Genomic DNA, 22022 nt, shown 5'->3' with positions numbered 1-22022 from the left:
TATTTGGCATAATTTGTATTGTATTAAACTTACTACAATATATACAGATTAACTCCCTAAAGAACGAATTAGAAAACTATTTAAAAAATTAAAATTATGGATTTACTAGATAGAGCACATGAATTTGAAAATAGAAGCTTGAGATCGTTATCAACGAGCGACAGAGTAAAAATTTCAAGAGAAGCAAAAGCTTTAATTTTAGATTTAAATCAAATATATAAGGCAAAAAAGGATGAAAAGATCATGGATCTTATGAAACGCTTAACCGCAATAAAAAGAAAGGTTGAAAAGCGACTAAAAGGAGCACCATTGACTACTTAAGATTTAAAAACTATTCGATTAGGTGTCGTAAAAAACTCAAAATATTAAATTTTACATAATTATTCTCTGTAAAAATCGAATATCTCATATATTTTATTATATTGTCGAATTCTGAAAAAGAAAAATTGTCAGACAGATATAAATTAGATTAAAATTCATGGATATTATTAACAACGCTTTAGAATTCGAACAACGCAAACAGTCTTTTAAAACGACAAGCGAACGAATAGAAGCATCAAGAGAAGTTAAAAATTTAATATTAAGCTTAAATAAAATTTACAAGGAAGAGAAAGATCCAGAAATTATGGATTTAATGAAGCGCTTAACTGTAATTAAGCAAAAAATAGAGAAAAGGTTAAAAGGAAGACCATAAAACACCTGCCTATTCATTGTGTATAACTAAAAAAACAATGAATACAATCACTTTATATTTAGCTTAGGTATTTTACTTAATTCTAAAAAAATTAACCCCAGAATATATATCATATTATATTTTTCTGGGGTTTTATTATGAACTCATCTTGACTTTTTGTTTTTAACCGAAAATGAGATAAAATTTGTTCAGATGAGTTCTATATGAAGTTAAATGTTCAATTTTCATGTAACATAATTAAGGCTATATAGTCTCATTAATATATTATGACACAAATAACATACTAATGAAAAAAACATCAATTAAAATCAAAAATCAAGTTTCCTTAACATGTATACTATTTCTACTAATTTCTAGTGCATTTTTAAATGCTCAGAATATGCCTGGAGAATCCTTTACTATTCAGTCAAAATATATGAAAGGGGATCGTAAAATTCAAATAGCACTACCTCATGGCTATAATGAATGGACTGAATATGATGTACAGTATATGTTAGATCCAAAATGGAATATGGAACTTAGGAAATCATTGCTAGACTTTATGCAAAATAAAAGCATGTCACCAAGAACAATCCTTGTGGGGGTTGTTAGTCCAGATAGAACTTCTGATATGACACCAACAAAAATGGATAATTTCCCAACTTCAGGAAATGCTGAAAATTTTATAGATTTTATCGGAAAAGAAGTGAAGCCTTTTGTAGAATCAAAATATAAAACATCAGGACATAATACATTTGCGGGACATTCTTTTGGAGGACTTTGTGTCATGCACGCATTGCTTAAATCGCCAGAATATTTTGATTCATATTTAGTAAGCGATCCATCATTTTGGTATGATAATGAGTTTTTAGTAAAAATGGCTAAAGAAAAACTCTCAAAAGTAGGTGGTAAAACTTTATTTATAGGCGGTAGAAAAGGAAAAGCTTATAAGAGTATGGGTATAAAAGCTATGGAAGCTGTTTTAAAAGAATATGCACCAGATAATTTAGATTGGAAAATTACAGCTTACGAAGACGAAACTCATAACAGTGTTGTTTATAAACTGAACTATGATGGTATTAAATTTATATCTCAAGATTTTAGAAATAGTACGATTAAGTTTACGCCAAACCAAGGAGAAGTCATTCCCGGAATTCCTTTAGCTATTTTCATGACGCAACCTAATGACAAATTGAGGTATACTATAGATGGAAGTGAGCCAGATTTTGATTCAGAATTTATGAACGATTCTATTACCATATTAAAAGCTACAACTTTAAAAGTAAAAATTCCTTTAAAAAGAGACCGTACACTTCCTGCCGTAAGTGGTGAATTTGTTGAAGGCAAAAAATTAAAAGGTATAAAAAAAGGTAAAAAACATGTCTCTGGGTTACACTATACTTATTATGAAGGGCATTTTAATAAGCTTCCAAATTTTGACACCTTAAACATTATAAAAACAGGCTTAGCAACTAAAGGTTTTAAATTAAAATCTTTCCCTAAAAAGCAATTCTTTGCTAGTGTATACAAAGGGTATTTTGAAGCTAAAACTAGCGGATATCATTATTTTGTATTGTCTTCAGATGATGGGCTTAAGTTTTACATTCATAATAAATTAATGATTAACAATGATTTGAAGCATAAGGCACGTAGCCAAAAATCTACAGTAATATATTTAGAAAAAGGATTGCATCCCATACGTTATGAATACTTTCAATTTGATGCAGGAGCAGAAATCAACCTTTACTACAAAGCACCAGGAGAAACCCCAGGTAAATTAAATTTCGATAGGTTTTGGCACAAACCTTCTAGGAAATAGATGTTACGAATCACTGCTTTTAACTCTATAAAAACCTTAATTTTTAATTGAAGTTTTTAAATTTGATAGTAGAAATAGGCATGAGTATTCTATCAACTCTGCGACTTAAAAAGTGTCCGGATGGATGTGAAATATGACAAAATAGGTGTTGATTATAATCTTACACGAAAAGCTGATCCGTTTTTAACAGACCAGTTACTACGTCATCTAAACCCCAAAAAAGATGGTGTTTATTTAGATATTGGCTGCGGAACTGGAAATTATACACATGAATTTCAGAAAAAAGGATTTCAATATATCGGTATCGATCCTTCTAAAAAGATGCTAGATAAAGCAAGAGTAAAAAATAAGGATGTAGCGTGGAAAATTGGTTTGGCAGAAAACACTGGGCTTCCAAAAAATTTTGTGGACGGAATAATTGGTTCTCTAACCATTCATCATTGGAGTGATTTAAAGAAAAGTTTTTTAGAACTTAAAAAGGTTCTGAAACCAAATGGAAAGATTGTGATTTTTACATCAACCCCAAAACAAATGGAAGGTTATTGGCTCAACCATTATTTTCCTAAAATGTTAGCAGATTCCATAAAACAAATGCCTACTCTAAAAAGTGTAGAAAGTGCTATGAAAAATGCTGGGATCGAGCTTTCAGAAATAAATAAATATTTCATCAGACCAGATTTGCAGGATCAATTCCTCTATTGCGGAAAACAGAATCCCGAACTTTATTTTGATGAGCAAATCAGACATGGGATTTCTTCATTTTCGTCATTGGCCAATCGAATGGAAGTCAAACAAGGGTTATCCAGCTTAAGAAAGGATATTAATAGTGGAAAATTCGATGAAATTACCCAAAAATATAAAAACGACCTAGGTGATTATCTTTTCATAATTGGTGAAAACTCAGCAAATAAATAATAATGATTATTAAAACAGTGCAATGAATTTGTGGTGTAATCCCTTTATACAATCAATCTATTTAATGTCGGATTTATTTTTTTAACTCGACATAAGTAATCACAATTATTACTTACAACCGACTAATATTCAGGAAAATGTCACCTCGAGCGCAGTCCTTTAGAGAGGTTCTTAAATGGCTTCAAATTTCGATAGGTCTCGACTTTAGTTTATACTGAGCGCAGCCGAAGTACTCGACCTGACAATACATCAAAGAACTAAAAATCAAAATGTTACAAAAAGTATTACATCGAACTCACGTTTTTTATAAAAAACATTATTAAATCAATGATTTTCAAGTATTTGTCATTTCTGACATAGTTTCTTTATCAAAACACATAAACAACTAATTATCAATTTTTAACATATCAAAATCGCGTTATTTAAATATGCAACACAACTCTTACTTATATAAAGTGTTTATTATTTTTTGAGAAAAAATTCTTACTTTTGTTATACCAAACCAATTAAATAACTTATGGTAAAACGAAAAAAAATTGAATCTTCTATACTAACCAGTATTGGTTATGATTATGAGAATAAAATTTTAGAAATAGAACTTAATAAAAATAACCAAATTAGACAATATCACGATTTTCCAGAAGTTATTTGGAATGAATTTGAAAACACAGATTCTAAAGGACGGTATTTCTTAAAATATATTAAAAATAAATACAGCGAATTACGTTTTGCACAAAAAAATTAACCAACTATTGCCTTAAGCTATATACAAAGAGCAAAAATAATATATGTAAATTCTAATAATTGAAAGACTAACTACTCCAACTAATCCACTCTTTCAATTTTAGCTCCTATTGCTCGTAAACGTTCATCTATACGCTCATAACCACGATCAATCTGTTCTATATTTTGAATTGTTGATGTGCCTTTTGCCGAAAGTGCGGCTATAAGCAATGATACACCTGCTCTAATATCTGGAGAGGTCATCGTAGTTGCCTTTAATGTCGATTTATAGTCATGTCCTATAACTGTAGCTCGATGTGGGTCACATAATATAATTTTGGCACCCATATCAATTAATTTATCTACAAAAAACAAGCGGCTTTCAAACATTTTTTGATGTATTAAAACACTTCCTCTAGCTTGTGTTGCAACAACTAAAATAATGCTTAACAAGTCTGGGGTAAATCCAGGCCATGGCGCATCTGAGATAGTTAAAATCGATCCATCAATAAAGTTTTGTATTTCATAACCATCAGTATGTGCCGGAATATGAATATTATCTCCTTGACGTTCAACAGTGATACCTAATTTTCTAAAAACATTTGGAATGACTCCTAAATCGTCCCAAGATACATTTGTAATAGTCAGTTCGCTTTTTGTCATCGCAGCAAGCCCTATCCAACTACCTATTTCAATCATATCTGGTAACATGGTATGATCTGTACCCCCTAAAGCTTCAACGCCCTCAATAATTAGCATATTAGAACCAACACCACTTATTTTGGCGCCCATTCTATTAAGCATTTTACATAACTGTTGTAAGTAGGGTTCACAAGCAGCATTGTAAATGGTCGTTTTTCCTTCAGCCAAAACCGCAGCCATAACAATATTTGCTGTTCCGGTAACCGATGCTTCCTCAAGAAGCATGTAGACACCTTTTAGCCTATCGGCTTCAACACCATAAAATTGTTCTTCTTTGCTATATCTAAATTTGGCTCCTAAGTTTATAAGCCCTTCAAAGTGTGTATCTAATCGTCTTCTGCCAATTTTGTCACCTCCTGGCTTTGGGATATACCCTTTTCCAAAGCGTGCCAATAAAGGACCAACAATCATAATCGACCCCCGTAAACCGCGCCCGTCTACCTTAAATTCTTCAGATTCTAAATAATCTAAATCAAGATTATCTGCTTGAAAAGTATATGATCCGTGCGCTATTTTTTGAATTTTAACGCCTAATTTCCTTAATAAACTAATTAGTTTATTAACATCAACAATGTCAGGAATATTATTAATTGTTACCAATTCTGGAGTTAGCAAAACGGCACACAAAATTTGTAACGCTTCGTTTTTAGCTCCTTGAGGTTGTATACTTCCTTTTAGTTGATGACCACCTTCAATTTTAAATGTTCCCATATTTATTACTAGTGGCGTTTTCTTTGTCTGTTAGAATTCTTTTTGTGGTGGCTTTTCTTATTACTTGAAAATTTGTTCTTAGAACGCAACAAACTGGTAGAATCTGATAAATCTTCTTTAGAATCTTTTAAATTAATTTTTCCTGCAGAAAGCTCATATAAATGACTAAAAATCACAGCATCTTCAACAGTGTCTTTATTCCAATTTAAAAAGCACTTCTTCATATGATTTGCAATTGTATACACCAAAGCTTCTTTAAGTTCACCTTCTTCCCAAGTATTGGCAACATCAATCATCGTCTTAATATTGTTTCCATAAAAACGATATTTAGGAAAGTTTTGCGGATATTTTAAAGGCTCTGGGCGCTCTTCAAAAAGTTCTTTTGTAGGTTTCTCAAAAGGAGAATCTACATCTAATTCGAAATTAGACATAATAAAAAGTTGATCCCAAAGCTTATGTTGAAAATCAGGAACATCTCTTAAATGTGGCTGCATATTTCCCATGACCGCAATAATAGCTTTAGCTATTTTATTACGTTCTTCTTTTACTTCTATGGTTTTAGCATAATTAATCATTTTCTGCATATGGCGACCATATTCCGGAATGATTAAATGTTCCCGCTCTGTATTGTATTCTAAATTATCTATAATCAAAATTAAATGTGTGTAGAATTAATTATTTATGCATGTAAGTTGGTATGCCTGCGCAAAATACAAAAAAAAACTAAAGACTTATCACCCCTTCAACTTTTTCTGCAACTTCTTTATACTTTTCAATAACGGCACCTGGGTCTCTCATCAGTAAATTAATTGAAACACTCGTGTATTTGCCATTTTTTGATTCAATCTTATTAATAACAGCTCCCATATTATTAAAAATGGATTCTAATTTAGCTATTTTTTTAACGTCAGATTTTACTATAAATTTATATAAATATTCTGCTGGCCAACTTGCTGTTTCATATAATTGGCCTTTTAGTTTTTTATAAAATTCTTCAGAATTAGGAGGTGCGTTCATAGTCTCTTTATATCGTGCAAATATACAGTTTCATCCGTTTAAATCATATTTTTAACACATACTTAAGCACTTCTTCACTCAAGAAAATAACATTCGCGTAGTTATAACTCTGTGAATTAAAAACTTTAGTTATAAGTGTTTCTGCTTACATTTTTTTTATCGCAGTTTAATTCCGATTTTTACGGCAAAATAATGTCGGTTTTGAATACTAAAAAGATTGTAATTACTGGGGGACCTGGTACTGGGAAATCTACTTTAATAAATGAGTTGATAAATAGAGGCTACAATTGTCTCGAAGAAATTTCTCGTCAAGTTACCTTAAATGCAAAAAAAGAAGGTATTGACCAACTATTTTTAACCAACCCTTTATTATTTAGCGAATTACTTTTAAAAGGTAGACACCAGCAATTTATAAATGCCGAAACTGGTACTTCTGAAATTGTTTTTTTTGATAGAGGTTTACCTGATGTGTTGGCCTATATGGATTTTATTGGAGACTCCTACCCTGAGAGTTTTGTAAATACTTGTAAAAATTCTACATATGATATTGTTTTTATCTTAAAACCATGGGAAGCTATATACAAAAGTGATAATGAACGCTATGAAAATTTTGAACAAGCTTTAAATATTCACAAGCACTTACTAAATACCTATCAAAATTTTAATTATCATTTAATAGATGTTCCTTTTGACACTGTTAAAAATAGAGTCGATTTTATTTTAAACGCGTTGAATATGTAATATATGGAGCATCCCATAAACATATTAGAACGTTATTGGAAGTTTACAGCATTTAGACTTAATCAAGAAGCCATTATCAATGCCGTTATTGAAGGAGAAGACACTTTTGTTTTATTACCGACCGGCGGTGGAAAATCGTTATGTTTTCAAATTCCTGCTTTAGCTAAAAAAGGCATTTGTATTGTTATTTCTCCTTTAATTTCATTGATGAAAGATCAGGTGCAAGCCTTAAACAATAAAGGAATTAAAGCTATGGCCATTACAAGTGGGATAAGTTATAGCCAATTAGACACACTTTTAGATAACTGTGTTTATGGAAATTACAAGTTTTTGTATCTATCACCAGAACGCTTGCAACAGGAACTAGTACAGGATCGTATTAAATTAATGCATGTTAATTTAATAGCAGTTGACGAAGCGCATTGTATCTCACAATGGGGAAGTGACTTTAGGCCTGCGTACAAAAACATATCGTTACTACGTCAAATACAACCCAGTGTAAATGTGGTAGCCTTAACGGCTTCAGCAAGACCAGAAGTTGTTGATGATATTGTGAAAGAACTTGATTTTATTCAGCCTAAAATATTTAAGCAATCTTTTGCCAGACCTAATCTGGCATACATGGTCTTCCATGAAAATGATAAATACTACCGCCTTGAAACTATTTTAAAAAAACATATCGCTTCATCAATTATTTATGTTAGGAACCGGAAATTAACCGTAGAAATTAGTGCTTTTTTAGAATCTAAAAACATAACTTCAACCTATTACCATGGTGGGCTTTCAAATATTGAAAAAGATATCAATATGAATTCATGGGCACAAAATCAAAAACAGGTTATGGTAGCGACAAATGCCTTTGGTATGGGTATTGACAAACCTGATGTTAAAACAGTTATTCATTTTAATTTACCAGAAAGCATTGAAAGTTATTTTCAAGAAGCTGGTCGTGTAGGTCGTAATGGTGAAAAGGCTTTTGCTGTAATTCTAAAAAATAACAGTGATGCTACTTTAGTAAAAAATCAGTTTTTGAATGTTTTACCTACAGTAGATTTTGTCAAACAGGTATACAGAAAACTATGTAGCTACTTTCAAATATCTTATGGTGAAGGTGAATATCTGACTTTCGATTTTAAATTTAATACCTTTTGTAAAACTTATAACTTTAGTTCCATTCTATGTTATAATACCCTGTTATTATTAGACAGAAATAGTGTCATAACGCTATCAAAACAGTTTAAAAATAAAGTAACGGCTCAATTTATTGTATCAAACTCAGCGCTTTTTAATTATCTAGAAACGCATCAGGATTTTAATATGATTGTAAAATCAATATTAAGAATGTATGGTGGTATTTTTGATCATATTACAAAAATTGATTTGATTAAAATTTCTAACAAAGCATCAGTAACAGAAAGTAAATTAACCCAAGTACTTCAACAATTAGAAAGCGATGAAATCATTGCCCTAAACTTAGCAAAAACAGATGCTCAAATCACTTTTATAGAACCTAGGGAAGATGATAAAACGATTAATAGAATTGCATCAATCATAGAACAACAAAATGAATTGAAGCAACACCAAGTTAATGCCATGCTTAATTATATTGAAAATGATTCGGTTTGCAAAAGCATTCAACTCCTCACCTACTTTGGTGAAAAAGACATGAAACCGTGTGGTATCTGCTCCGTTTGCATAAATTCAAAAAAAGCGGGAACACCACCAGATATTAGAACAATAAAAAATCGTATTGTAAAATTATTAGAAAATGGAGATCAATCATCTAGAGACATAATTTCAATATTGAATTGTAAAGAGGCAGATTTAAAAGTAGTTTTGAAATTATTATTAGAGCATAACATTATAACTATTACACCAACAAACACATATAAATTAAGTCATATATGAGGGATTTAAGAATCGTATTTATGGGAACACCAGATTTTGCTGTAACCACTTTAAAAGCATTAGTAGAAAACCAATATAATATAGTTGGGGTTATTACTGCCCCAGACAAACCTGCTGGGCGTGGACGCAAACTAAATGAAAGTGCCGTAAAAGTATATGCAAAGGAAGCCAATTTAAACATTTTACAACCCACCAATTTAAAGCAGGATGACTTTTTAGATGAATTAAAGGCGCTTAGAGCAAATCTCCAGATTGTTGTAGCCTTTAGAATGCTACCAAAAGCAGTTTGGCAAATGCCCGAATATGGTACTTTTAATTTGCATGCATCATTACTACCAAACTATCGTGGCGCAGCTCCTATAAATTGGGCTATTATTAATGGTGAAACCAAAACAGGAGTTTCAACGTTCTTTATTGATGAAAAAATAGACACCGGTGATATGATTCTTCAAGAAGAAATAGACATAGAAGCTGATGAAAATGTAGGAAGCTTGCATGATAAATTAATGAATATAGGAAGCTCTTTAGTTCTAAAAACAGTAAACGCAATAAAACAGGGACCTGTAAAAACTGTACCTCAAAAAGAAACTAAAAATATTAGAACTGCTTATAAATTAAATAAAGATAATTGTAAGATTGACTGGAACGATTCTATAGACAATATATATAATAAGATACGAGGCCTAAGCCCATATCCGGCAAGCTGGTGTACTTTTATAAATGGGGAGGAAGAATTAGATGTGAAAATATATCGAGCAGACAAAGAAATAATACCACATACAAAAAGTATTGGAAGTATTATTTCTAATAAAAAAGAGTTAAAGGTAGCTGTTACCAATGGTTACATCTTAATAAAGGAAATTAAGCTTCCTGGTAAACGAACTATGGATATAAAAGCGCTTTTAAACGGTTATACTTTTGAAGCAAATGCTAAAGCGCTCTAAACCCTTATTATCATTGATATTACAAATCATCGATAAAATATGCTTTCTTTATTAACAAAAGCATTAAGTTATTAACAATACCGTGTTTTTCCCTTGCTATTACTTGCATGGTTTCATAATCCGTATAAATTTGTAGTAGGATTTAACAATAATGTTTAACCAATTTATTAATAATTAAATTTTATATTATGAACAAAACAGATTTAATCGACGCAATGGCAGAACACGCAGGAATCACTAAAGCTGCTGCAAAGAAAGCTTTAGAGTGTGCAATCATTGAAATTGAAGGAGCTTTACAAAAAGGTAACAGAGTTTCTTTAGTAGGATTTGGATCTTGGTCAGTTTCTAAAAGAGCTGCAAGAGAAGGAAGAAACCCTCAAACAGGACAAACTATCAAAATCAAAGCTAAAAACGTTGTTAAGTTTAAAGCTGGATCAGATTTATCAAATGCAGTAAACTAATCGTTTACCTCTTTTATATTATAAAGATGCCTTCAAAATTTGAAGGCATCTTTTTTTATATATCAATCAAAACAGTTGCTTTTTTGATAAATAAATATTAGATTTAGTTGCTAATACCTCAAAAGCATGATAACAATAAAACCAAAGAAAGGTGATTTGTTAATCGCTGAACCTGCGATAATAGGTGATGTTTCTTTTAATCGGTCGATAGTATTAATTGCAGATCATTCGAAAGAAGGTTCTATTGGCTTTATACTCAACAAGCCTCTAGATTATACTATTAATGAACTGGTCCCAGAAGTTGAAGCTACTTATAAAGTTTATAACGGTGGACCTGTAGAACAGGATAATCTCTATTTTATTCATAAAATACCAAAATTAATCCCAGAAAGTATTGAAATTTCCTTGGGTATTTTTTGGGGCGGTGATTTTAGTAAAGTAGCAGAACTTATTACTAATGGTGATATAAATGAAAATGATATTCGTTTTTTCCTAGGATATTCTGGTTGGGAAACAAATCAATTAGAAGAAGAACTTAAAGCTAATTCTTGGGTTGTTACTGAAAATGTTTATAAAAATAGTATTATTGAAAAGGATTATAAATCCTTTTGGAAAGAAAAAATGTTAGAGTTTGGAGGAGAATATAGCATTTGGTCTAATGCACCAGAAAATCCAAACTATAATTAATTCAATCTTACTTTAACATTTAGTTTTTGTAATAAGTTTTTAGATACTTCACTGCCATATACTTTCTTTCTATATTTCGTTACAGGTTGAATGCCCACGATAACATTTGTTATAAAAATTTCGTCAGCTTTCTGAAGTTCAAATGGAGAAATTGAGTCTTCAACAATTTCGTAATCAGGTACACTTTTAATAATGTCAATAAGTTGTTTACGCATTATGCCTTTTAAACAACCATCACTTATTGGAGCCGTTTTTATGATATTACCTTTTACAACAAAAACATTACCGTTAAGAGCTTCTACAACATGCTTATTAGTGTTTAAAACCAGACAATTGTATAAATTGTTTTCTTTTGCATAAATGCTTCCAACAACATTTAATATTTTATTATTTGTTTTTAATGTAGATAATAAGCTTGGCGATACATAATAGTCTTTAAACAAATCAACTTCATAAAAACCGTCTTGAAGTAAATAAAAATCATCTTGAATGGGTTTTACTGAAATTATAAAACTTACATCATTCGAGTTTGGCGTATACAACCCGCCTTCGTTTCTATGTACAAACAATTTAACTCTTGCAGATGACTTTAACAAGCTATTAGATTCCAGAGTATTAAGAATCTGTTCTTCTAAATACTCCATAGTAAAACGCATTGGAATTTCCATACGCATGATACGCATAGAAGCCATGAGTCTAAAATAATGATCTTCCCAAAACAAAATTTTACCGAAGCTTACTTTAATGGTTTCAAATAAAGCATCACCATAATTATAACCTCTGTTTTCAATTGAAAGAATTGTATTTTCTTCTAGAATATTTCCATTAAAATTTGTCATAAAAAAATCCCGCTTTATTAGTTAATAAAAGCGGGACAAATATAATTTAAAATATAGAATTAAACAGATCCAAGCACATGCTTTAAATCAGAAATTTGATTTTCCCAAAGCATTTTAGCTTCGTCCACTTCGTCTTCTTCTGCAAAATCGGTAACCATTAACGATACATCTTTAGTGATTTCATCAACTTGTATTCTTATTTCAAAATACGATACTTGATCATCTTCGTCATTCAACCATCTAAATTTAACACGCTCACCACTTTTCTTACTTAACAATTTTGCCTGTTCCTCGCTATCATCCCATATAAAGGTGAATAATTCGCCACGAGAATTTACGTTATCTGAAAACCATTCAGACAAACCTGAAGGTGTTGATATATATTGATACAACAATTGAGGGGAGGCGTGTATTGGAAATTCAATATCAAATTTAACTTTATCGTCCATAAATAGCTTAAAAATTTTATGTTACCAATATATACATTAATTGATAAGTAAAACAACAATTTTTAATAATATTTTATCTAATATCTGTTTGCTTACAATAATATTGTTTTTATATTTGCAGCCTTAAATTATGGCGAGGTAGCTCAGTTGGTTAGAGCGTCGGATTCATAACCCGGAGGTCGGGGGATCGTGCCCCCCTCTCGCTACAATAAAAATCTAAACAACTGAAATTCAAGTGTTTAGATTTTTTGTTTTTTATCAGTTTTACTCTTTTTAGCATCAAGACCTGCGGATTAACAAAACAAATGAGACTTAAGCACAAGCAGCTGTATACCAGTATTTTATAAATTTAATATATGTATTTTCAGACAAATTAGAGCTTTGGAGTAGGGTTTTGGAGTAGGGTTTTTACAATTTTTGCTATCTGAAAACATCAAGATTCTTCACTTACTTATTAATAATAATACTTTTGGTGTTCGGGTGTTCCTTCGATTAAATCTGGTATGAATGCCAGCGTTTTGATTTGGTTTTTTGTCTATTTTTTACATCTAGCAGGTCTTTATGAATTTTAGTAGGGACATCCTTACGGTTTGCCAATGCATTCCCATATGCTCTTTTCTTCCCCGTCAGCTTGCTTAATCCAGTAGACCAAACCACCTTCTGCAATCTTTATTTCCATTTCTATGTGGGTAAATTAAATTCACATTTGACTTCAGACACTTCATTTTAGATTTTAGTCATTTCACTTAAAAAGTTAAGATTCAGCCTTTAATCGTGGCATACATTTGTATAAGAATTTAAACAATAACGTCATGAAAAATTTAAAATCAATTCTAAAGAAATGGAAGTTTGGAAAACGTTTTTTACATCTAAAAAACTCTGAAAACTATATCTCAGTAAGGTTAAATTTAATCAACAGAGATACTAATGACATCCATATGTTTATATAAAAACACTAGAAATCATGAAAACAATAAACAAAATATTAGGCATATTAATACTAATTGTTATGGTAACAAGTTGCTCAACAGTAAGAGTTGTTGGCACTTGGGACAATTCAAAAGAGCTTAATTTAAATAATAAACGCATCATGGTAATAAGCAAAACTGACGACCATGTTATTAGAAGTCAGTTTGAGAGTGACCTTGTAAACAAGTTAAGAGAATATGGTCTCAATTCTATGGAAAGCTTAACCGTTTTTTCAAAAATTGACACCGAGGTAAAACTTAACGAAAATGAAGTTCAAAAAATCGTTGACGATTTGAAAAATAAAGGCGTAGACATAATTATTCTTAACACTTTAAAAGACACTCAAGAATATTCAAGAACAGAAACAGCTGGTGGTGGTTACTCAACACTTTATTTTCCCACATATTTTAGAGGACCTAACGGCACATTCTATCGTTACTATAGTAGTATTCATGTAAAATCTGAGCCTGAAAGCACCATAACCTATACTGGTAAAAAATACATTCTCGAAACTGTAATTTACGATTTAACAAAAACTGATAACGAACAATTAATATCAGTTATAACGACAGAGATTGATAACCCTAAGTCTTTAGGGACAATTTCTAAAGATTTTTCAAAACGAATAGTAAACGAATTGATAAAATAGTTTTCATATATAGTTGGTTTGGTTAGTTAGTTTGACTGCCAGAGATTATTGAAATACATTTCATACCTCTCTGGCAGTTTTTAATTTCATTCATAATCAGCTAAAATTATACAATTTACTTACATTAATTTTAACTATATTAGTTATGTTCTTCATCAATAACATTATAACCATTTTGACGACCAAATTTATAAAGCAAAAAGTTTTAATAGGTATAGCATTTATAATATCAATACTCTTAACCTCTCCTAGGATCTTAATTATATTTGATATTGTAGATGACCTATCAACTGCTTTCACTTCTGCTTCTGTAAAAGATATACTCTTTCGGTTTTTATGGTTTACCTTTTTTTCTTGGTTGTTATTAGAGTTTAATGCAAATACTAAATATTTTTATTCAAAATTTCAAAGCGTACTAAGAGGGTTAACAACTATCATAATTAATATTGCTTTATACTTAGCTTTATTGCATTTATTCTTCTTTTTGTATCCAATATTAGTAGGAGAATCAATGGTTTCAGAAGAAAAAGGGTTAACCTACTTCATCTATTTCGTTATAACAGTAATAATTATCTTTATCGCTAGAATTTTAAGATATCAATTGAGCTTAAAAGAAAAATTAATAGAGCAAGAAGCTTTAAAACAACAAAGCTTACAAAATGAATTGATGGCTTTAAAAAACCAAGTTAATCCTCATTTTCTATTCAACTCGCTAAATTCATTAAGTTCACTTGTAAAAGAAAATAAAGATGCTACAAATTTTATAAACAAACTCTCCACTATGTATCGTTATATTCTGCAAAGTAGTGAACGGGATTTAGTATCTATAAAAGAAGAGCTCGATTTTTTAAGTAGTTATATCCATTTAATAAAAACAAGATATCGTAATCGTTTTAACATCACTTATAATATTCATGAAAAATGGATGAAAAAAGAGGTGCCCGTTTTAGCGTTTCAATTGTTAGTTGAAAATGCCATTAAACACAATGAAATATCAGAAGAGAACCCACTTCAAGTTAATATATATTCCGAAGATGCGTTTATAATTATTGAAAATGAAATAAGACCCAGAAAAAGTTTAACTACTGGAACAGGAAATGGCTTATCAAACCTTAATAAGCGGTATTATGCTCTAAAAAAGAAGCACATATCAATAAGTAATAAAAACAATACCTTTAAAGTCAAACTTTCTTTAAATTGATTACCATGAAAGTAGTTATTGTAGAAGATGAATTAGCAGCAAGTGAACAACTCACTTACTTAATAAATAATATAGATTCTAGCATAGAGATACTAACTGTTCTGGATTCTGTAAAAGCGGCCATCGATTATTTTTCTAATCCAAGCGAAGCCGTTTTAGTTTTTATGGATATACACCTTTCTGACGGTATTTCATTTGAAATTTTTGAACAAGTAACCATCAATATTCCAATAATATTTACAACAGCTTATGACCAATATGCACTAAAAGCATTTAAGGTAAATAGCATTGATTATCTTTTAAAGCCAATTAATGAAGAAGAATTAAGTAGCTCAATTAAAAAGTTTAAAACCAACGCAAAAATTGATACAATCTCTTATAACAACATTCAACAATTAGTACAATTAATGCAATCTAAAAATCAAGTTTTCAGGACAACATTTTTAGTACATCAGAGAGATGAATTAATTCCAGTTAAAACAGAAGATATTGCTTATTTTTATATAGAAAATAGTATTGTAAAAGCTGTGACACTTAAAAATCAAACTTACATAATAGATAAAAAACTAGAAGGCATTGAAAACGAATTAGACCCGTATAATTTTCATAGAGCAAACAGACAATTTATACTTAATAGAAATGCTATACAGAATATTAAATTCTACTTTAATGGAAAACTAATTATTAATGTAAATCCGCCATCTAAGGAGCGCATTACAATAAGCAAAGCGAAATCATCAGAAATAAAAACATGGATAAATAATTAGGCTCACTAAAAACGTTCAACTATCAATGATTTAATTTGAAATCTAGACATTATAAAATATTACGGGATTATATCATCGGTTGGTTAATGGCAAGCCTCATCTGGCAACTCCTTCGCGGGTCTCATGACGTGAACATCCCTTACATGGAGGACTCTTTCTCCAATATACTTTTTATATTCATTATAGCATGGATAACCCAAGGGTTACTTTACGGTACACTTCACATTTTCCTTGAAAAATTGGTTAGAAAACGTATTTCATTATCTAAGTTATTGGTATTTGCACTTATACTACAAATTATATCTGCTATTGGGTTTTATGTATTTATGTTTTATTTGTTTGTTAAGGTTGAAATATTTGTAGACACTACTTTTAAAATATCAGAATTTATCCAGTTACCTGTCATTTGGGTTAGCCTTATCTATACTGTATTTGTAAACTTCTTTATAAGTCTTTTTCTCAATATTAATTTAATGCTAGGTGAAGGCAATTTGATTAAATTCATTTCAGGAAAATTCTATACTCCAAAAGAAAAAGAGCTTATTTTTATGTTTTTAGACCTTAGAAACTCTACTACAATTGCTGAAAAATTAGGACATATAAAATATAGCAAGCTCCTTCAAGACTGTTTTTATGATTTAGCCATAGTTAATAAATATAAAACTTCTATTTACCAATATGTGGGAGATGAAGCTGTTTTAACTTGGCCGTATAAAGAAGGTCTTAAAAACGCTAAAAGTATTCGTGCTTTTTATGCTTTTAAAGATCAAATTAATAGTAGAACAGATTACTATCTAAAAACTTATGGTTTAGTACCAGAATTTAAAGCAGGTATGAATTGCGGTATCGTAACTATTGCAGAAGTTGGAGAATATAAACGTGAAATTGCTTATCACGGTGATACTATAAATACAGCTTCAAGAATCCAAGGCCAATGTAATCGATTAGGGTTTGATCTACTTATTTCAGAAAAACTTTTAAAAGTCGTAGAAATCGACTCATGGACGACATCTAAACTTGAAGGCAATGTGCTTCTAAAAGGTAAGCAGGGAACAGTAAATATCTATTCCGTAACACGTACTGAAGATACGCTTTAATCTGAGTAGCATTTTTGAAGTTATACCATTATAATTAGGGTATCAAAACAGAGCTGTTTTCTTCAATTCTTATCACTTACCTAATACTGACATTTTAAGTTCACTTTCAAGTAGAATCACTTCACTTCCTTATTTGGTCACTTCACTTAAATAGCTCCGATTTCCTCTGTTGCTTCAGGCTACATTTGTACCATAAATAATAATTAAATACAAATAGATATGAGAACTGAAAGCACAACAATTAACAACGCGCAATTCAACAAGAATTTTTATAGACCTATAATAGAAGAAAACCCAACATATACACTACTGGAAAAAGTTAAAATAGGTTTCAAAAACACTATCAAAGGGTTTGTCAAAACGCTAGAAGAATATGGAACAGCTGCAGGAGTAGCTATGAGACAATAAACACTAGAAGTTATGACTATTTTATTAGAATACGTGAAAATCATAGTATTAGTGTCGGCATTAATTCAAATAGGAGTTTTTGGATACACTAAAATAAGAGTGAAAAAAAAATCATTATTAACATTAAACACTTCAAATGAATCCATTAAAAATGTAAAGCACGGGTACATTTGAATAGAAATTAAAAACAAAATAAGATGAAAAATTTTAAGTATTTATTAATTACAATCGTTGGCCTTTCTATATCTGTATTATCATGCAGCAGCGACAACGATAACGACCACGACTATCACTTAGAGTACTCAAGTATTATAAGTGCAGAACTTCCTGAGGAATTTAATTACGGAAGCACTTACCAAGTTAATGTAACTATATCGCTACCCAATAGTTGCTATTTTTACTATGATCAATTTGATTATATTTATGAAGGGGCTACAAGGCTTATATATCCTATAGTACATGTAGATGATGGCATTGGTTGTAATCAAATTATTACTGAAACAACATTTTCAATACCAGTAAGAGTATTACAGAAAGAAACTTATGTTTTTAAATTTTATCAAGGTGAAGATTCTGATGGAAAAGATACCTTCTTAACTATTGAGGTTCCTGTTAACACTAGAAATCAAAAGGATATTGAAAATTTAAAAACAAGTGATGTTGTATTTGATTAGTCATAAAGAACTAGTTCTTTATTTGAAAAATAGATAGAGAAAATAAAGAAAAAACATTTATAAGTATGAAAATGACCAGAATTATCTTAACTATATTGTTAGTTACAATGAGTTCATGTGTATCATCAAAAAACTCTAGAGGCACTAATCTTTTCAATGTGACTTGGGAGCTTGAGTTTATATCTGGACCACGAATAGCTTTTTCAGATTTATATCCTAATAAGAAACCTGTAATTACTTTTAATAAAACGACTAAAAAAGCAGAAGGAACAAATAGCTGCAACGGTTATTCGGCAGAGTATACTTTAGAAGGTGATGACATTTCATTTGGCGATCCAGGACCAACAACAATGATGTTCTGTGGAAATGGAGAAAACGTCTTTTTAAATACCATTAAAAAAATCAATAAACATGCCATAGACGCTGACGGAAAATTGAATTTAATGATAGATGATGTTATTATGATGCGCTTTAAAATTATTGAATAGTAGAACTGGCTTCAAGATTAAAAAACAGAGTTTAAAAAGAGGTGTGAAAATGTAAAACGCACCTCTTTTCATTTGAATAGACTTTAGTTTTAACTATTTTAGTCCAACTAATTTCTTTTTATAGTTTATGCTTACACTTTTAATTATTTTGGGTATTACAATAGGACTTTTTGTTTGGGGTAAATTCACACCAGATATTGTAGCACTTATGTCTATGTTAAGCTTATTTTTATTTGGCATCTTAGACCTTCCTGAAACTCTTAGCGGGTTTAGTAACCCTACAGTAATAATGATTGCTTCCCTATTTATTATTGGTGAAGGTTTATCTCAAACAGGATGGACAGCATTAGTAGGACAAAAATTTGTAAAATGGGCTGGTAAAAGCGTTCCCAAACTATTAGTATTAGTCACCTTAGGCTCTGGTATTTTGTCTGGTTTTGTAAGCAATACTGGAACTGTTGCTACATTACTACCCGTTACTGTATCTGCCGCATATAAAATGGGCACACTCCCTTCAAAATTATTAATGCCTGTTGCTTTTGGATCAAATACTGGTGGCTTATTAACATTAACAGGAACTCCTCCAAATATTATTGCTAGTAATGCTTTAGTAGAAAATGGATTTGAATCCTTTTCATTTTTTGAATTTGCCCTCATTGGGTTGCCATTACTATTGATTTCAATTTTATATTTCCGTTTTATTGGTTATAAATTATTGCCAAAAAACACCTCCGAAAATCAGCCAATAAATATAGATTCTGAAATGCATCAATGGATTGAAAATTATAGTATTGATGAAAATATTTACCGTTTAAGAGTACGTTCAATGTCTCCTCTGTTAAATACTACTATTGGTGAATGGGATTTTGATAATAAATACAATGTTTCAATAATTAGATTAAGAAGACGATTTCCAAATGTTGTAAAAGGCGTAAAACCATATGTTGAATTTCCAATACCAGATACGGTTTTACAATACCATGACATTATTACTGTAAAAGGAAAAACAGAAGATGTAGATAATATAATTCTGAAGTTTAAACTCAATTTGATTCCTTTTAAAAATAATAATAATAATAATAATGATGATTTAAAGGATGAGTTTATAAATCAAGAAGTAGGTATGGCAGAAATGATTGTGACACCCAAATCGCTTTTTTTAGGTCATAACATACCTATGGGATTGTATTTGGAACAAGCAGGTATTCAATTATTAGCTGCTTCAAGAAATAACAAGCCTTTAAAAGATAAAAACGTAGCCGTAAAAGCTGGAGATGCATTTATTATTCGAGGTACTTGGGAGCGTATAGAACATTTAAAAAGCGTTTATAAAAATTTAGTGATTTCTGGAAACCCAGAAAGCATGTCTAAGGATGTAAATACATTAACCTATAAATCGTACATTTCATTAGCAATGCTTTTACTAATGATTGTGCTACTAGTATTTAAAATTGTTCCAGGAGCCATTGCTGCTATGATTTCTGCGGGTGTTATTTTATTAACTGGTTGTGTACCTATGGCTAAGGCTTACAAAGGCATTAGCTGGATAAGCGTGGTAATGATTGCAGCAATGATTCCTATGGGTATTGCGCTTCAAAAAACTGGTGTTGCAGAACTAGCAGCCAATAGTTTGGTTACTAATTTAGGGAGTATACACCCTATTGTTTTATTAGGTGGCATATTTTTATTAACTACTGGTTTTAGTCAAGCCATTAATAATTCAGCTACTGCTGTTTTAATGGCGCCAATAGCTATATTAGCTGCCACGTCTTTAAATATTTCGCCCGAGCCATTTATGATTGTTGTGGCTATTAGTGCATCTACTGCCTTTTTAACCCCTGTTGGTACAACTACAAATGCGATGGTTATGGCAGCAGGCGATTATAAATTTATGGATTATGTTAAAGTTGGCTCGCCATTATTACTACTATTTTTTATTTTATCTTTGATTTTAGTGCCTATGATTTGGCCTTTTTGATTCAATATTTATTTCTTGAAAATGTATTATTGGTATTTTAAAACTGATTTTTAACAAAAAACATATCACTACTTGTTATGAAAAAAATAATTAGATTAATTCTAATATGGTTATTTGCCATACATTATACTAATGCACAAGACCTATCTTCTATTTATGAAAGGGTAAGTCCTGCCGTTGTTGCTATTTATACTCAAGAAAGCAATATAGCTACCTCTCAAAACAATGTTTCTCAAACAGTTACAAATTCTGGTTTAGGGTCTGGCTTTATGATATCCAATAAATTAGTTGTAACTGCGGCTCATGTTGTAAAAGTGCCCGATACTTTAGTTGTACAGTTTTCAGATGGAGAAACTATACCAGCTAAAGTAATTACTTCCTATGATAGTGCAGATATAGCTTTATTAGAATTATCAAGACAGAAAATAAATGCTACAGTTTTAAGGTTCGGCGATTCGGACCGAATGAAAGTTGGACAACGCGTGTTCATCATTGGTGTGCCTCTTGGTGTCGGTTTATCTCTATCTTCAGGTTATATTAGTGCTTTTAAAAAACAATTTTTAGGAAGAAATCCTTTTACTAATACGGAGTTTATTCAAACAGATGCCGCTATAAATCAAGGTAACTCTGGAGGTCCAATGTTTAACTTGGAAGGTGATGTTATAGGTATTGTAAGTCACATAAAATCATTATCAGGAGGTTCTGATGGTATTGGTTATGCCTCAACGTCTAATTTAGCTGCCAAACTCCTTTTAAATAATAAAATGCCTTGGTTTGGTGCTGAGTTATATTCCTTATCTGAAAAAGAAGCTAAACTGTTTAATCTGCCTCAAACAAGTGGTTTATTAGTGCAACGTATTGCTTCCGCTTCTTTATTTGATAAAATGGGAGTAAAAGAGGGGGATACTGAGGTAACTGTTGGTAATAAAAAACTAATTTTGGGCGGTGATATTATATTGGCCTTTAATGATATAAAGTACGAAGTTACAGACTACACCTTATTGAAGATTGCTGATTTTGCAAATAGCTTAGAAAAGAATCCAAAATTTGAACTAACAGTTTTACGTGAAGGAAAAACAATAACTTTACAATCTAAATAACGCATCTTTTGAGTCAAAAAAATATTGTTTACTCTTATTAACTACATTGCTATTAAGTTATAATTTGATATTGGTTCTGGTATTGATGGTAATTCTGGTATT

At 30.7% G+C, this 22022-nt stretch carries 26 protein-coding genes and 1 tRNA gene; 22 read left to right on the top strand and 5 right to left on the bottom strand.

Annotation, left to right across the window (positions count from 1 at the left end):
* Positions 1–96: 96 nt before the first annotated feature.
* The 5 genes from Q4Q34_RS14410 (at position 97) to Q4Q34_RS14390 (ending at position 4152) form a co-directional block, all read left to right on the top strand.
* Positions 97–321, top strand: a complete 225-nt coding sequence (locus tag Q4Q34_RS14410; protein WP_303315694.1) for a hypothetical protein — start codon at positions 97–99, stop codon at positions 319–321.
* Positions 322–478: 157 nt separating this feature from the next.
* Positions 479–694 carry a hypothetical protein gene (locus Q4Q34_RS14405; protein WP_135874675.1) on the top strand — a complete coding sequence of 72 codons (216 nt, stop codon included), beginning with the start codon at positions 479–481 and terminating at the stop codon, positions 692–694.
* A gap of 286 nt (positions 695–980) precedes the next feature.
* Positions 981–2492: an alpha/beta hydrolase-fold protein gene (locus Q4Q34_RS14400; RefSeq protein WP_303315696.1), complete on the top strand. Its 1512-nt coding sequence runs from the start codon at positions 981–983 to the stop codon at positions 2490–2492.
* Between the two features lie 120 nt (positions 2493–2612).
* Positions 2613–3407 carry a class I SAM-dependent methyltransferase gene (locus tag Q4Q34_RS14395; protein WP_303315697.1) on the top strand — a complete coding sequence of 265 codons (795 nt, stop codon included), beginning with the start codon at positions 2613–2615 and terminating at the stop codon, positions 3405–3407.
* A gap of 517 nt (positions 3408–3924) precedes the next feature.
* Entirely contained in the window at positions 3925–4152 is a 228-nt protein-coding gene (locus Q4Q34_RS14390; protein WP_303315699.1) for a KTSC domain-containing protein, read from the top strand.
* Between the two features lie 80 nt (positions 4153–4232).
* Here Q4Q34_RS14390 and murA read toward each other — a convergent pair whose 3' ends face one another.
* From murA to Q4Q34_RS14375, 3 genes are all read right to left on the bottom strand, one after another.
* A complete protein-coding gene (gene murA, locus Q4Q34_RS14385; RefSeq protein WP_303315701.1) occupies positions 4233–5543 on the bottom strand; it encodes a UDP-N-acetylglucosamine 1-carboxyvinyltransferase in 1311 nt (436 codons plus the stop codon).
* 8 nt (positions 5544–5551) lie between these two features.
* A complete protein-coding gene (locus Q4Q34_RS14380; protein ID WP_303316299.1) occupies positions 5552–6193 on the bottom strand; it encodes a DUF4290 domain-containing protein in 642 nt (213 codons plus the stop codon).
* Positions 6194–6266: 73 nt separating this feature from the next.
* The gene (locus tag Q4Q34_RS14375; RefSeq protein WP_303315703.1) at positions 6267–6560 is read right to left on the bottom strand and encodes a DUF493 domain-containing protein; all 294 of its coding nucleotides are present in this window, start codon (positions 6558–6560) and stop codon (positions 6267–6269) included.
* A gap of 201 nt (positions 6561–6761) precedes the next feature.
* On the opposite strand from Q4Q34_RS14375, the gene Q4Q34_RS14370 reads away from it, so the two are divergent.
* The 5 genes from Q4Q34_RS14370 to Q4Q34_RS14350 all read left to right on the top strand — a co-directional run bounded on the left by Q4Q34_RS14370 (position 6762) and on the right by Q4Q34_RS14350 (position 11301).
* Positions 6762–7301 (top strand): ATP-binding protein, encoded by a 540-nt coding sequence (locus Q4Q34_RS14370; RefSeq protein ID WP_303315705.1) that lies wholly within the window; start codon positions 6762–6764, stop codon positions 7299–7301.
* Positions 7302–7304: 3 nt separating this feature from the next.
* A complete protein-coding gene (locus Q4Q34_RS14365; RefSeq protein WP_303315707.1) occupies positions 7305–9209 on the top strand; it encodes a RecQ family ATP-dependent DNA helicase in 1905 nt (634 codons plus the stop codon).
* Complete coding sequence (gene fmt, locus Q4Q34_RS14360) at positions 9206–10153, top strand: methionyl-tRNA formyltransferase (RefSeq protein WP_303315709.1); 948 nt, start codon at positions 9206–9208, stop codon at positions 10151–10153. The genes Q4Q34_RS14365 and fmt overlap by 4 nt, the downstream gene beginning before the upstream one ends.
* Positions 10154–10341: 188 nt before the next feature.
* Positions 10342–10614 carry an HU family DNA-binding protein gene (locus Q4Q34_RS14355; protein WP_102754658.1) on the top strand — a complete coding sequence of 91 codons (273 nt, stop codon included), beginning with the start codon at positions 10342–10344 and terminating at the stop codon, positions 10612–10614.
* 126 nt (positions 10615–10740) lie between these two features.
* Complete coding sequence (locus tag Q4Q34_RS14350; protein ID WP_303315711.1) at positions 10741–11301, top strand: YqgE/AlgH family protein; 561 nt, start codon at positions 10741–10743, stop codon at positions 11299–11301.
* On the opposite strand, the gene Q4Q34_RS14345 is transcribed toward Q4Q34_RS14350, so the two are convergent.
* Together Q4Q34_RS14345 and Q4Q34_RS14340 are read right to left on the bottom strand one after the other, a co-directional pair.
* A complete protein-coding gene (locus Q4Q34_RS14345; protein WP_303315712.1) occupies positions 11298–12140 on the bottom strand; it encodes an aminotransferase class IV in 843 nt (280 codons plus the stop codon). The two genes, Q4Q34_RS14350 and Q4Q34_RS14345, sit on opposite strands and share 4 nt — an antisense overlap.
* Before the next feature lie 59 nt (positions 12141–12199).
* On the bottom strand, positions 12200–12589 hold the full coding sequence (locus Q4Q34_RS14340) for an START-like domain-containing protein (protein WP_303315713.1): 390 nt from the start codon (positions 12587–12589) through the stop codon (positions 12200–12202).
* Between the two features lie 132 nt (positions 12590–12721).
* Here Q4Q34_RS14340 and Q4Q34_RS14335 point away from each other — a divergent pair.
* The 12 genes from Q4Q34_RS14335 (at position 12722) to Q4Q34_RS14280 (ending at position 21920) form a co-directional block, all read left to right on the top strand.
* A tRNA-Met gene (locus tag Q4Q34_RS14335) sits at positions 12722–12795 on the top strand.
* Positions 12796–13401: 606 nt separating this feature from the next.
* Positions 13402–13539 carry a hypothetical protein gene (locus Q4Q34_RS14330; protein ID WP_303315714.1) on the top strand — a complete coding sequence of 46 codons (138 nt, stop codon included), beginning with the start codon at positions 13402–13404 and terminating at the stop codon, positions 13537–13539.
* A 14-nt stretch (positions 13540–13553) separates the two neighbouring features.
* Positions 13554–14207, top strand: a complete 654-nt coding sequence (locus Q4Q34_RS14325; protein ID WP_303315715.1) for a hypothetical protein — start codon at positions 13554–13556, stop codon at positions 14205–14207.
* 175 nt (positions 14208–14382) lie between these two features.
* Positions 14383–15408, top strand: coding sequence for a sensor histidine kinase (locus Q4Q34_RS14320; protein WP_303315716.1), 1026 nt, complete (start codon positions 14383–14385; stop codon positions 15406–15408).
* Positions 15409–15413: 5 nt separating this feature from the next.
* The gene (locus Q4Q34_RS14315; protein WP_303315717.1) at positions 15414–16175 is read left to right on the top strand and encodes a LytR/AlgR family response regulator transcription factor; all 762 of its coding nucleotides are present in this window, start codon (positions 15414–15416) and stop codon (positions 16173–16175) included.
* A gap of 86 nt (positions 16176–16261) precedes the next feature.
* A complete protein-coding gene (locus Q4Q34_RS14310) occupies positions 16262–17272 on the top strand; it encodes an adenylate/guanylate cyclase domain-containing protein (RefSeq protein ID WP_303315719.1) in 1011 nt (336 codons plus the stop codon).
* A 219-nt stretch (positions 17273–17491) separates the two neighbouring features.
* A complete protein-coding gene (locus Q4Q34_RS14305) occupies positions 17492–17680 on the top strand; it encodes a hypothetical protein (protein WP_303315721.1) in 189 nt (62 codons plus the stop codon).
* 12 nt (positions 17681–17692) lie between these two features.
* The gene (locus tag Q4Q34_RS14300; protein WP_303315723.1) at positions 17693–17854 is read left to right on the top strand and encodes a hypothetical protein; all 162 of its coding nucleotides are present in this window, start codon (positions 17693–17695) and stop codon (positions 17852–17854) included.
* 23 nt (positions 17855–17877) lie between these two features.
* Positions 17878–18354: a hypothetical protein gene (locus Q4Q34_RS14295; RefSeq protein ID WP_303315725.1), complete on the top strand. Its 477-nt coding sequence runs from the start codon at positions 17878–17880 to the stop codon at positions 18352–18354.
* Between the two features lie 71 nt (positions 18355–18425).
* On the top strand, positions 18426–18842 hold the full coding sequence (locus Q4Q34_RS14290) for an META domain-containing protein (protein WP_303315727.1): 417 nt from the start codon (positions 18426–18428) through the stop codon (positions 18840–18842).
* Between the two features lie 127 nt (positions 18843–18969).
* Positions 18970–20820 (top strand): SLC13 family permease, encoded by a 1851-nt coding sequence (locus Q4Q34_RS14285; protein WP_303315729.1) that lies wholly within the window; start codon positions 18970–18972, stop codon positions 20818–20820.
* A gap of 77 nt (positions 20821–20897) precedes the next feature.
* Entirely contained in the window at positions 20898–21920 is a 1023-nt protein-coding gene (locus tag Q4Q34_RS14280) for a S1C family serine protease (protein ID WP_303315731.1), read from the top strand.
* The last annotated feature ends 102 nt before the right edge of the window (positions 21921–22022 follow it).

The sequence above is a fragment of the Flavivirga abyssicola genome, assembly GCF_030540775.2.
Lineage (GTDB): Bacteria > Bacteroidota > Bacteroidia > Flavobacteriales > Flavobacteriaceae > Flavivirga > Flavivirga abyssicola.
Note: the sequence above shows the minus strand (reverse complement) of the source record. Positions and strands in the feature narration are given on the sequence as shown.

Coding starts and splice junctions, on each gene's coding strand:
- Q4Q34_RS14410 (WP_303315694.1), top strand. CDS start 97: ATGGATTTACTAGATAGAGCACATGAATTTGAAAATAGAAGCTTGAGA.
- Q4Q34_RS14405 (WP_135874675.1), top strand. CDS start 479: ATGGATATTATTAACAACGCTTTAGAATTCGAACAACGCAAACAGTCT.
- Q4Q34_RS14400 (WP_303315696.1), top strand. CDS start 981: ATGAAAAAAACATCAATTAAAATCAAAAATCAAGTTTCCTTAACATGT.
- Q4Q34_RS14395 (WP_303315697.1), top strand. CDS start 2,613: ATGGATGTGAAATATGACAAAATAGGTGTTGATTATAATCTTACACGA.
- Q4Q34_RS14390 (WP_303315699.1), top strand. CDS start 3,925: ATGGTAAAACGAAAAAAAATTGAATCTTCTATACTAACCAGTATTGGT.
- murA (WP_303315701.1), bottom strand. CDS start 5,543: ATGGGAACATTTAAAATTGAAGGTGGTCATCAACTAAAAGGAAGTATA.
- Q4Q34_RS14375 (WP_303315703.1), bottom strand. CDS start 6,560: ATGAACGCACCTCCTAATTCTGAAGAATTTTATAAAAAACTAAAAGGC.
- Q4Q34_RS14365 (WP_303315707.1), top strand. CDS start 7,305: ATGGAGCATCCCATAAACATATTAGAACGTTATTGGAAGTTTACAGCA.
- fmt (WP_303315709.1), top strand. CDS start 9,206: ATGAGGGATTTAAGAATCGTATTTATGGGAACACCAGATTTTGCTGTA.
- Q4Q34_RS14355 (WP_102754658.1), top strand. CDS start 10,342: ATGAACAAAACAGATTTAATCGACGCAATGGCAGAACACGCAGGAATC.
- Q4Q34_RS14350 (WP_303315711.1), top strand. CDS start 10,741: ATGATAACAATAAAACCAAAGAAAGGTGATTTGTTAATCGCTGAACCT.
- Q4Q34_RS14345 (WP_303315712.1), bottom strand. CDS start 12,140: ATGACAAATTTTAATGGAAATATTCTAGAAGAAAATACAATTCTTTCA.
- Q4Q34_RS14340 (WP_303315713.1), bottom strand. CDS start 12,589: ATGGACGATAAAGTTAAATTTGATATTGAATTTCCAATACACGCCTCC.
- Q4Q34_RS14330 (WP_303315714.1), top strand. CDS start 13,402: ATGAAAAATTTAAAATCAATTCTAAAGAAATGGAAGTTTGGAAAACGT.
- Q4Q34_RS14325 (WP_303315715.1), top strand. CDS start 13,554: ATGAAAACAATAAACAAAATATTAGGCATATTAATACTAATTGTTATG.
- Q4Q34_RS14315 (WP_303315717.1), top strand. CDS start 15,414: ATGAAAGTAGTTATTGTAGAAGATGAATTAGCAGCAAGTGAACAACTC.
- Q4Q34_RS14310 (WP_303315719.1), top strand. CDS start 16,262: ATGGCAAGCCTCATCTGGCAACTCCTTCGCGGGTCTCATGACGTGAAC.
- Q4Q34_RS14305 (WP_303315721.1), top strand. CDS start 17,492: ATGAGAACTGAAAGCACAACAATTAACAACGCGCAATTCAACAAGAAT.
- Q4Q34_RS14300 (WP_303315723.1), top strand. CDS start 17,693: ATGACTATTTTATTAGAATACGTGAAAATCATAGTATTAGTGTCGGCA.
- Q4Q34_RS14295 (WP_303315725.1), top strand. CDS start 17,878: ATGAAAAATTTTAAGTATTTATTAATTACAATCGTTGGCCTTTCTATA.
- Q4Q34_RS14290 (WP_303315727.1), top strand. CDS start 18,426: ATGACCAGAATTATCTTAACTATATTGTTAGTTACAATGAGTTCATGT.
- Q4Q34_RS14285 (WP_303315729.1), top strand. CDS start 18,970: ATGCTTACACTTTTAATTATTTTGGGTATTACAATAGGACTTTTTGTT.
- Q4Q34_RS14280 (WP_303315731.1), top strand. CDS start 20,898: ATGAAAAAAATAATTAGATTAATTCTAATATGGTTATTTGCCATACAT.